The 10,888-nt window shown below is 28.5% G+C and carries 10 protein-coding genes and 1 tRNA gene; 5 read left to right on the plus strand and 6 right to left on the minus strand.

The window, feature by feature from the left end:
* Positions 1-9: 9 nt before the first annotated feature.
* Both CRV03_RS11110 and CRV03_RS11115 read right to left on the minus strand, forming a co-directional pair.
* Positions 10-618 (minus strand): molecular chaperone, encoded by a 609-nt coding sequence (locus CRV03_RS11110; RefSeq protein ID WP_129085209.1) that lies wholly within the window; start codon positions 616-618, stop codon positions 10-12.
* Positions 611-2,281 (minus strand): 4Fe-4S dicluster domain-containing protein, encoded by a 1,671-nt coding sequence (locus CRV03_RS11115; protein ID WP_129085210.1) that lies wholly within the window; start codon positions 2,279-2,281, stop codon positions 611-613. The genes CRV03_RS11110 and CRV03_RS11115 overlap by 8 nt, the downstream gene beginning before the upstream one ends.
* Before the next feature lie 166 nt (positions 2,282-2,447).
* Here CRV03_RS11115 and CRV03_RS11120 point away from each other — a divergent pair, with 166 nt between their 5' ends.
* From CRV03_RS11120 to CRV03_RS11135, 4 genes are read left to right on the plus strand one after another with little or no spacing between them, the layout of a single operon-like run.
* Positions 2,448-3,593, plus strand: a complete 1,146-nt coding sequence (locus tag CRV03_RS11120; RefSeq protein WP_129085211.1) for an ABC transporter substrate-binding protein — start codon at positions 2,448-2,450, stop codon at positions 3,591-3,593.
* A complete protein-coding gene (locus CRV03_RS11125) occupies positions 3,586-5,178 on the plus strand; it encodes a sensor histidine kinase (protein ID WP_258239072.1) in 1,593 nt (530 codons plus the stop codon). The genes CRV03_RS11120 and CRV03_RS11125 overlap by 8 nt, the downstream gene beginning before the upstream one ends.
* Positions 5,178-5,843, plus strand: coding sequence for a response regulator (locus CRV03_RS11130; protein ID WP_129085212.1), 666 nt, complete (start codon positions 5,178-5,180; stop codon positions 5,841-5,843). Before CRV03_RS11125 ends, CRV03_RS11130 begins: the two co-directional genes overlap by 1 nt.
* A gap of 10 nt (positions 5,844-5,853) precedes the next feature.
* Positions 5,854-6,348, plus strand: a complete 495-nt coding sequence (locus CRV03_RS11135; protein ID WP_129085213.1) for a type II toxin-antitoxin system antitoxin SocA domain-containing protein — start codon at positions 5,854-5,856, stop codon at positions 6,346-6,348.
* Between the two features lie 26 nt (positions 6,349-6,374).
* Here CRV03_RS11135 and CRV03_RS11140 read toward each other — a convergent pair whose 3' ends face one another.
* Genes CRV03_RS11140 through CRV03_RS11150 form a run of 3 tightly spaced genes read right to left on the minus strand, consistent with a single transcriptional unit; the run spans position 6,375 to position 9,349 of the window.
* Positions 6,375-7,856: an ABC transporter permease gene (locus tag CRV03_RS11140; protein ID WP_129085214.1), complete on the minus strand. Its 1,482-nt coding sequence runs from the start codon at positions 7,854-7,856 to the stop codon at positions 6,375-6,377.
* On the minus strand, positions 7,843-8,502 hold the full coding sequence (locus CRV03_RS11145) for an ATP-binding cassette domain-containing protein (protein WP_129085215.1): 660 nt from the start codon (positions 8,500-8,502) through the stop codon (positions 7,843-7,845). Before CRV03_RS11145 ends, CRV03_RS11140 begins: the two co-directional genes overlap by 14 nt.
* A 1-nt stretch (position 8,503) precedes the next feature.
* Positions 8,504-9,349: a putative selenate ABC transporter substrate-binding protein gene (locus CRV03_RS11150; RefSeq protein ID WP_129085238.1), complete on the minus strand. Its 846-nt coding sequence runs from the start codon at positions 9,347-9,349 to the stop codon at positions 8,504-8,506.
* Between the two features lie 306 nt (positions 9,350-9,655).
* Between CRV03_RS11150 and selD the strand changes: the two genes are divergently transcribed.
* Complete coding sequence (selD, locus tag CRV03_RS11155) at positions 9,656-10,690, plus strand: selenide, water dikinase SelD (protein WP_258239073.1); 1,035 nt, start codon at positions 9,656-9,658, stop codon at positions 10,688-10,690.
* Between the two features lie 93 nt (positions 10,691-10,783).
* Here selD and CRV03_RS14125 read toward each other — a convergent pair.
* Positions 10,784-10,882, minus strand: a tRNA-Sec gene (locus tag CRV03_RS14125).
* Positions 10,883-10,888: the final 6 nt, after the last annotated feature.

Below are 10,888 nucleotides of genomic sequence, written 5' to 3' on the forward strand. Positions count from 1 at the left end.
TCCCTTAACCTATGCTACTTTTTCAATTTCTAAATATGATCTTTCAAAATTGAAGAAAATATTTAGTAAAGAACCTACATGAGAATAAACATCAGAGCCACTTGATACAAGTTGGAATGAAAACTTCTCAACGAATGGATTAATTACTTCTTTAAATAACTCTTTTTGTAAATTTTCTTTAATCTCACCTTCTACTTGTTGCTCAATTAAATAAGCACAAAGTGTAAAGATAAATCCAAAGTTATCTTCTGGTGCTGTAAAGGCTTTTTCATCTTTTCTAATTTTAGTTTTTCCTAAAATATCTCTAACCTTTAAAAGCATTAGTCCAGCTTCTCTTTCATCATAGTGCCAAGAAGCACTTAATGAAACTGAATTTCCAAATGGAACTAAAAATAGTTGTTGATATTGAACATAAAACTCATCTTTTTCATATGATTCTAACTCTTTGATAATACTATTTACAGACTCTGCAAAATCAGTATCAAATGGATTTTCAGATAAAAGCTTTAGACTTTCAAGTATTTGTGCTTGATTATCTTTTACTTGGTCTTCTAAAAAAATCATTGCTAAAACGTTATAAATAAACTGTCTTGCTTTATCTATTTCTTTACTATGCATTTAATAATCCTTGTTTAATCATTAGTTTTGCTTTACAATCTTCACAACAATAAAGTGTTCTTTGTTTTACTGGGTTTGAAGCAAAAATTGGTCCCATCATATTTGCAATCTTTTCAACTGCTTTAGTTGTAGCAAACTCTTTACCACACTCAACACATGCAAAAAGTGTATCTTGTGCTAATACTTCTTCTTTAAACCATGTTGGTTTTAATTCAATTACATCTCTTTCAATTGTTAAACAATCAGCTTCTGGACATGAAGACTCACAATATCCACATGCTGTACAAATTGATGAATTTAATCTTAATGTATTATCTTCTGCATTTGCTACTAAAGCATTAACATTACATGCCCCAACACATGATAAACATAAAGTACAGTTAGCTTCGTTGATTTTTACTTTTCCATAATGAACAACTTCACCAGTTTTTACTGTTCCATAGTCTTGGTCACCAACAAGCTTTTCTAATCTACTTGCAAATACTTCTCTTTTTCTTTGCCCTTGTTGATTATAATTTACGTATGAGTTTTCAATAAAAGAAACTTCTTCTAGTTTTTCTTTTAATTCATCTTCTGTAGAAGCTGTTAAAATTGCATCTTTTTTATATTTTGCTTGATAAACATCGTTTATAATTTGAATAGAGTTCTTAATAGAGTCTGAGAAGTAATCATTATAAATTACTACTTGAGAACCAGACATTTGAGTAATAGTTAATAAAGAACTTTCATCTAAAAATAGTGCTGTATCTAAAACAAAAGGAAGTACATTCTCTTTTACTTCTATCTCTAAACTTTTTAGGTTCATTTTTGACGGTACAACTAAAGGATGAGTATCTTTATAGAAAGTACTTACATTGTAAATAGATTCTTTTCCTTGAGGTGTGTACTCTAATGAACCTGATGGACAAACAGAAAAACACTCTCCACAATTAGTACAATCTACATGAGAAAACTCTAAATGTTTTACTTCATCAATTTTTGTAATAGCATTTGTTGGACAAACACCTTCACATCTTCCACAAACTTCTTCTCTTCTTTCATGGTATTGACAAATTGAAGAATCATAAGCTATTACTTTTCTATATTCAAAATTAGAGATGTTTGTTCTAATCTGAGCTAATACGTCATCTAATCCCTCTTCTACAGGGTCAAAGATTCCTGAATATTTACAGGCAATATCTTTTTGGTTGTACCAAATAACTTGACTAATATTTAAATCAACATCTTTTTCACCATCTGCTACAGTTGCAGTAAAGTTTCCAATTTGTCCTTCTAAATCTTTAACAATATCTTCAGTTACATGAAAAAGATCAAATTCATCAGGAACCATTGATCTTAAAACTTCACTTTTTTGTTCATTATCGCAAATAAGTAAAACAGTATTATTAACTTCTTCTTTGAAAAGCATATCTCTTGCAAAATCAAATTTAGTAGCATTTATTTCATAAAGCTTTTCTACATTTTTAATTTTACTTGCTAAAGAGTCTTGTGAGTTTTTGATATAAAAGTCTATTTCATCGGCAACAAGTTCAGCTTGTGTACCTTTTGTATTAGAAACAATATATTCATTTTGAGGGATATCTGTTAAACTTTGAGTTACTAAAATAGTTTCAGGTAATGGAAAATCTATTCCATCTTTGTTATAATATATAAATTCCTGCATAACCTATGCCTTTTGGTAAAAAATATTTTACTTTATTCTATTAACTTAAAACTTATATGAAACTTAAATAGTTAAATATAGTTTACCATTTGTTAGGAAACTGTTACTTTTTGGTAAAAAAAGTTTGACTATTATGCTATAATCTTAAAAAAACATAGGATTTTATTTGATAAAATATATTTTTATATTTACTTTAATATTTGTTTTAAGTTATATAAAACTAAATAGAAATGAGTTTAATGAAGATACTTTATATTTAGGAACCTCACTTCCTAAAACTGGTATTATGAAAGCCATGGGACACAATGTTTATGTTGGTGCCAATGCATATTTTAACTACGCAAATGAAATTGGACTTCTTCCTGATAACAAAAAAATCAAGCTTCTTTGGTATGATGATAAATATGAACCTGAACTTACAAAAGAGAACTTAAGTAAACTAATTGACAGCAATAGGCTTTTTGCACTTTTTGGTTTAGTGGGAACTCCTACAGTAAAAAACATCTTACCAGAACTAACAAAACTAGAGATCCCATTTATTGCTCCATTTACAGGCGCTTCATTTTTAAGAAATGAACAACTTTCAAGTTTTATAAACTTTAGAAGCTCTTATCAAGAAGAGATAGATCAAATTGTCACATATCTACATGATAAAAAAGGTATTAAAAGATTTGCAGTTTTCTATCAAAATGATACCTTTGGTGAAGAAGGTTATGTATCCCTAATTAAATCCCTTAGTAATAAAAGGTTAAATATTGAAGGTGAAGGAATGTATAAAAGAAACACTCTTTCAATAAGACATGCCTTTTTAGAAATCAAATCTCATAATCCTGAAGCAATAATTATGATTGGAGCATACGAAGCAAATGCTCATTTTATAAAAAAAGCAAAAGAAGATAAAAGTTTTAAAGATACAATTTTCTGCAATATCTCATTTGGTGATGCAAATGAAATGGTAAATGAACTTAATGATTCAACATCAAATATTCTTTTTTCACAAGTTGTTCCACCATATTATGATAATAGAATCAGAATAGTAGCAGAGTATAGAAACATAATGAAAAAGTATTTTCCTAAAGAGCCATTAGGTTTTATCTCTTTAGAAGCTTTCCTTGCAGCTAAAACAACAGTTGAAGCAATAAGACAAATTGATGGAGATATAACACAAGCTAAGTTTTTAAAAGCAATTAAAAACCTACCTACTAATACATTAGAAGGTATAAAACTTAAATATAAAAACCATCAGCTTTTAAATAAAGTATATTTATATGAATATAAAAACAATAACTTCAAAGAGATAAAATATGATTAAAAAAGTTTGGTCTTATTTCGACGATTTACCCTTTTCTTATAAAACTTCTATTTTAATATTTATTATCACAGGTGGAATGATTTCTATTATTATTCTTTCTCAAATATCAATTTATACTTTAAAAAATGACTTTGATATCCTTTTTGAAAAAAGAACTAAACCTATTATCAAACTAGAAAAAATCAAAGATACTTACAAAATAAATATCTATGACACTTTATATGATATTCAAAAAAACAATATCACTATAAAACAATCGAAAGAGATAATCCTTTTAGGACAACAACTTATTAATAAAAACTGGGATAGTTATCTAAAGACTTCAAAAGATGCGAACTTTAAAAAGTCTTATGTTACTAGAAAAATTAATGAGCTATTTGGAGTAACTTATCACTCTAGTAGTCAAATTTTACAAGATAGTATTATTTCAAATATAAATAATAAGATTTTAGAGTTACATAGAAAAATCCAAAGAGCAGTAAAACTTTTAGAAGAAGGTCAATCACAAGAAACCTCAGAGCTAATCAATGAAATCTATTTTGAGATTAATTCAATTAATATTTATATTACAAATCTTTCTAACTATGACCTAAACCTAGCAATTAGTGAAAGAAGAGAAACATTAAAAACTTTTAGTACTTTAACAACTGTATTAAATGTCTCTATTGTATTTGTGTTTTTATTCTCAATTATTTTATCAATTTTACTAATCAACAACTTTAGAAAACTTCACTTTAGACTTGAAGATGCAGTTGATGAAAAAACAAAAGAGTTACAAGAGCTTAATGACTATCTTGAAATCAAAATTCAAAAAGAAGTAGCAAACTCTAGAAAAAAAGATTTAATCATGTTCCAGCAATCAAAGCTTGCTTCTCTTGGAGAGATGCTTGGAAATATTGCCCATCAATGGAGACAACCTTTAGGTTCTTTAATGATGATTATTCAATCCTTCCAAACAAAGATGGAACTTGGAAAACTATCTTTTGAGTTTGTTGAACAAAAAACAAATGATGCAATACTTCTTGCTGAAAATATGTCAAACACACTAGAAGATTTTCAAAACTTCTTTAGCCCAAATAAAGACAAGTCTTCATTTAGTTTAAAAGAGTGTGTTGAACACTCAATTGAGCTATCAAAGTATATTTTAGAAAGAGATAATATCAACCTAAGACTAATAGTTGAAAAAGATTTAAAAATTTATGGCTTTTATAATGAGTTATCTCATGTATTTTTAAATATAATCTCTAATTCAAAAGATGCCCTTAAAAATCTAAAAAAAGATAGATATATTAAAATTATCATCAAAGAACACAAAGGTCATGCTAGAATAAATATCTATGATAATGGTGAAGGAATTGACGAAAATATCCTTCCTCAAATCTTTGAACCATACTATACTACTAAATATAAAAGTGCAGGAACTGGTATTGGACTTTATATGTCAAAGCAAATTATTGAAAGACATATGAATGGTAATATAAAATGTAAGAATGTTTTTAATAAAATAGACGGATACAATTTAGAGCATGGTGCATTATTTATTATAGATATACCAATTGACAAACAAATAGAAGGAACAAACTAATGTCAGAAAGAGACCTAAATATTTTAAATAAGTTTAATATTCTTTATTTAGAAGATGACAAATCCCTATTAACTCATACAAAAGATATACTTGATGATTTTGTTGCAAATGTTTATGCAGTGAATACATCAAAAGAAGCTTTACAAATACTTGATACAAAAAAAGTAGATGTTATTATTTCTGATATTTTATTAGAAAATGAAAATGGAATAGATTTCTTACGAAGTCTAAAAGAGAATGAACATATTAATATTCCAGCTATTTTAACAACAGCTCACACTGATACAAAGTACCTACTAGATGCTATTAAGCTAAAAGTAGAGAACTATATTGTAAAACCTATAAATATCAAAGAGTTATTAAATACTTTACATGATGTTCTTTTTCCAATCATTCAATCACAAGAGATAGAAAAGAACTCAAATATTATTAAAACAATTTCTGCTATCACAGACAGTAAACAAGTTGATGTAGTAAAATATATTGTTGGAAACTTAGATAAAGAAAATCTTCTTCACTCATCATATAGTGATATTATGAATGAAATCTCTATTTCGAAACCAACACTTATAAAACTTTTTAAAGATTTAGCAGCAAAAGATATTCTTACAAAAGTAGCACATAAAACATATAAGTTTAATGAAAAAGCATTAGACATAATCTAAAAGGAAAAAATTGAAAATTGATATTACAAAGATTGCAAATGCAATTTTATATATGCTTGAAAAAGATGTAAAACATCTAAATGACAGAAAGGTAGCTATTCTACTTTTTTTAATGGATTTTGAGAACCAAAAGAAAACTGGTGAAAAAATATTTAATGAAGACTATATAAAAGATAAAAGAAATCCTGAACCAGTTGTTATTGGTGAGATTTTTGAGATTATTGCAAATAGTGAAGACCTAGATGAAGAAGATGAGAGATTATATATTATTCAAGAGTTACTTGACTATTTAGATATTGAAGTTCTTACAAAAGATAAATTTATAGAATTAAAATTTATAAAGATGGAAGAAGAGTTTGATAAATCACTTTTCTCAAGAAAAGAGTTAAATAGTATTGAAGCTGTTATTGAAAAATATGGTGAAGATACTGCAAGAAAAGTTGCTAATGCAACATTTAAAATTCAAAAAGTTAGAGATACTGCTTTAAATGAAATTATTATCTAATAGAATAAAAGAAGATATCTCTTCTTTTATTTTAAATCACATCCACAAGAGGTAATACTCTTTTCTACTTTTAAATAGTCCCTACTCTTTTTAGAAATCAAATCAATACAGATATTTAAAATAGCTGTTACTATTAATAATAACATCATCTTATCAAGTCTAAAATCAGCAATTGCAGAATCAATAAAGAAACCTAAAGTAGCAACTCCTAATATCCCTAAGATAGCTGATTCTCTCATAATTATTTCCCATCTGTAGAAAAGGAAAGCTAAAAATTGAGAATAGATTCTTGGTAATACTTCATATAAGTAAAGTTCATTTTTCTTTTTTGTTACATCAAGTCTAAAGTCTATTTCATCTGTTTGTTGTCCCATAAGAAAACCTATTATCGCTCCATTATGAAGCATAAGTGCAAGTGCAGCAGGAAGCATAGATGGTCCAAAAATCTGTAAAAATAGATATGCTAAGATATACTCAGGAGTTGACCTTAAAACTACTAAAAATACATGAGAAAGAGTTCGTGCAAACTTGTTTGTAAACTTCTTTGAAACTAAAGGAAAAGTTGCAAGAGCTAAAAAAGCTGTTAAAACCAAAGAAATCTGAGTTAATAAAATTGTATTAAAAACTCCAATTAAAATCTCCTCTTTAAAAATAGATTCAAACCAAGCAATCACTTCTGAAAAAGGTTTATCTGTTCTTATAGGATGAGGAACTATATCACTTGTAATAAACCTAATAAAGTTATCAAAACTAACTGTTCCAAAATCATCAAGATAAAATAAAGATGATACAACTACAGGAATAACAGTATATTTATTTACCCACCATCTAATAGTTGCAATGATTATATAAAACATAATTAAAAGTAACCATACTTCATTATAATAACCTTGCATAAAAGAAGAAGATAGATAATAACCTAAAGTAGTAATTCCTACAAAACCTAAAATAGCAGTTGATCTTAAAGCACACTCAAACCTATAATAAGTATATGCTACAAGGTGGGGAAAAGCATCAGGTATTTTTGTATAAAGATAATAGGATACTTTTGATTTTCCTTTTAATTCATTTGGAAAAGTATCATGCTCTTGTAAAATCTCCGCATAGACTTTTGCCAAAATTGCACTATAAGGCAAGATAATTGCTAAAAGTGCAGTTAAAGTATTTAAACCAAAGATTTGTAAAAAAATCAAAGCCCAAAAAAGTTCATGAATAGCTCTTGTAAAAGCTAATGTAGTTCTTACAAAAAAGTTTTCAAAAATAAGGGCTAAAAAAAATCCAATGATTGAAGATACAAGCATTGCAACAACCGCAATAGAAATCGTAGTAAAAAGAGCTGGAATTAGTTTTGGAACTTCTAAAACATTTATCTCAAATAGTGCAAGTGAAAATCTTTTTAACTCTAAAAAAGGTTCTAAAGTTGAGATTGAAAAGTCAGCAAATATAAATGATACAACTGCAACAGCTAAAAATATAACTGATACATTTAAACTCTTACTTTGTAGCATGGTAAAGTCTGTTTCTATCTTCTTGTGTAAGTTCTGAAGAGTGTTTGTCTACTAATACTTCCCCATCTTTTAAACCTATTACTCTATCAAAGTTTTCTATTGCTAAATCAACATTATGCATTGTACAAACTACTGTTTCAAAAGAAGAGTTAAGTTTTTCAATAACTTTTTTTGATAAAAACTCATCTAAAGCTGAAACTGGTTCATCTGCAAGTAAGATTTCACTTTGTCCATACATTGCTCTTGCAATTGCCACTCTTTGTCTCTGACCACCAGAAAGGTTTAAAGACTTTGTAAATAGTTTATCATCAAGTAATAAACCTTTTAGAATATTAGAAATTCCACTTACTTGTTTTTTACATGGAATAATAAAATTTCTAATATTATAAAATAAAGAGTTAGTATCAAGTTTTGAAATATATACATTATGAAAAACTGATAGGTTATTTACTAAACCTAACTCTTGAGGGATATAAGAAGAAAACTCTTTTTGTAATTCAAACATTCTTTTTAATAATGTCGACTTTCCACTTCCACTTTTACCCAAAAGGGCTACCTTTTCGCCCTTTTGGATATTTAGTGTTAAAGAGTCAATTGCTTTGAAATCATCATAGAATATTGATTCATTAACAAGATTAAATGCCATATTAGTCAATAATCCCTATTTTTCTTCCAGTTTCTAAGATTGCATCAAAGTCTTTGTTTTCAGCTTTGATAAATCCACTTCTAGGGAAAGAGTTTAAGATTTTTTCATCTTTAATAGCAATTAATGCAGCTTGTAATTTTTTAGTAAATCCTTCACCATAAGTTGCATCTAAATCACCTCTTGCAGTGAAGTTATAATCAGGGTAACCTGGTGTTTGATAAATAATTTTTACTTTAGAAGTATCAATTTTACCAGCTGCTAACTCTTTTTTCCATACTTTATAGTTAACTGCACCAACTTCATAAGCACCACTTTGAACTAATGCAATAGTTTTTGAGTGATTTCCAGAGAATCCAACTTTTTCAAAAATCTCATTAGGAGCTTTGTTAAATGCTTGTCTAATAAAATATTCTGGCATTAATCTACCAGAAGTAGAACCTTTTGAACCAAAAGTAAATGTTTTACCTTCTACACCTGCTGGAATTTCTCGTGATTTTTCTAAACCAGTTGATGTATTTGCGATTAAGAATGAGTGGAAGTTAGGGTCTTCAACACCTTGTGCGATTGCAACTGCATTTGGAACAATAAGTCTTGCTCTAACACCAGATAATCCACCAAACCATGCTAATTGCACTTGGTTGTTTCTAAATGCTGCAATTGATGCAGAGTATGATTTAACAGGAATAAATTTCGCGTTAACACCTAATTCTTTTGATAAATAATCAGCTAGTAAAGAGAATCTCTCTTTTAATTTAGTTTCATCCTGGTCAGGAATCGCCGTAAATGCAAAATCTTTTGCAAAAAGTGAACTTACACATAAAAGTGCAATAAACAGTAGTTTTTTCATTTGTACTCCAAAATTTAATTGTTTTGAAGCATATGTAGTCATAAATTAATTTGCATGCATAGTTAATTTTTATGTCCAACCTAAGCCTTAGGTTATGCTTTTTAATGTCGTAACTATAGTAAACTGTAAATAAATTTCCACTTAAATAGTAAAAAAAATTTTACCTTACTTAAACTAGCTTTAAATAATTAATAAGTAAAATCTAAACAATATAAACCTATGGATTAGGTATACATAAATGTTTTATACTTACTTTTAACTTCAATTTATCTATACTTTCTCCATATAAAAATACAGGAATATTTTATGAGTGACGAATATAAATTAACCAAATTCGTTCAAGCTGCTGGTTGAGCTGCAAAAATGGGTCCGGGTGACCTTAAACAAACAATTTGTAGTTTAGTTCCATGTGATGACAAAGTGCTTGTTGGATTTGAGAATAATGATGATGCATCTGTATATAAATTAAATGATGAAGAAGGTCTAGTACAAACATTAGACTTTATTACACCAGTTGTAGATGATCCATATATTTATGGAAAAATTGCTGCAGCTAACTCTTTATCTGATGCTTTTGCAATGGGAGCAGACGTTAAAACTGCTTTAAATATTGTAGGTTTTGATAGAAAAAACCATGGTACAGAAGTACTAAGAGAGATGCTTAGAGGTGGAAATGAGAAAATTCAAGAGTGTGGTGGACTACTTATGGGTGGACACACAATTGAATCACCTGAAATGTATTATGGATTATCGGTTTCTGGATTAGTGCATCCAGATAAAATATTAAGAAATAATACTGCAAAAATAGGACATGTATTAGTTCTTACAAAACCTTTAGGTATGGGTATTTTAACAACAGCTATTAAAAGAGATGTAATAAGTGATAGTGCAAAAAAAGAGGCTATAAAAGTTATGGAAACATTAAACTATCTACCTGCAAAACTTTTAAAAGATTATGATGTTAGTGCTTGTACTGATATTACAGGATTTGGATTATTAGGTCATGCATTAGAAGCAACTGGTCCTTTTAACTCTTTTGCAATACATTGTGGAGTTGTACCTGTAGCACCAGAAGCTCAAGAACTTGGTGACCAAGGGGTAGTTCCAGGTGGTACAAAAAGAAATATGAAGTACCTTGAGGATAAAACAACTATTATGTGTCCAACGGATAAGTGTTATCAAATGTATTGTGATGCACAAACTTCTGGTGGGCTACTAATTGCAATGGATCCTGAAGATGCAAAAGAGTACGTAAAAAGAGTAGAAGACTTAACTTACGGATATGCAACTATTATGGGTGAAGTTATTCCAAGAGGTGCAACACCAATTATTATTTACTAATTTGTAAATAAAAAACTTTATACTTTTTCTAAAGTATAGGGTTTTATTTTTAATATATTTGATTTTATTTTTATAGAAAAGATGATTATTGTTTGGCGAGAAGGTGTAGGAATCGAACCTACCGCGGCGTTTACACAAAAACCGCCGATCAGGGTTGAAGCCTGCGGTGCCCACCAGGGTCACATACCCCCCAAACGT

The sequence above is a fragment of the Arcobacter sp. F155 genome (genome assembly GCF_004116455.1).
In the GTDB taxonomy this organism is placed as follows: domain Bacteria; phylum Campylobacterota; class Campylobacteria; order Campylobacterales; family Arcobacteraceae; genus Halarcobacter.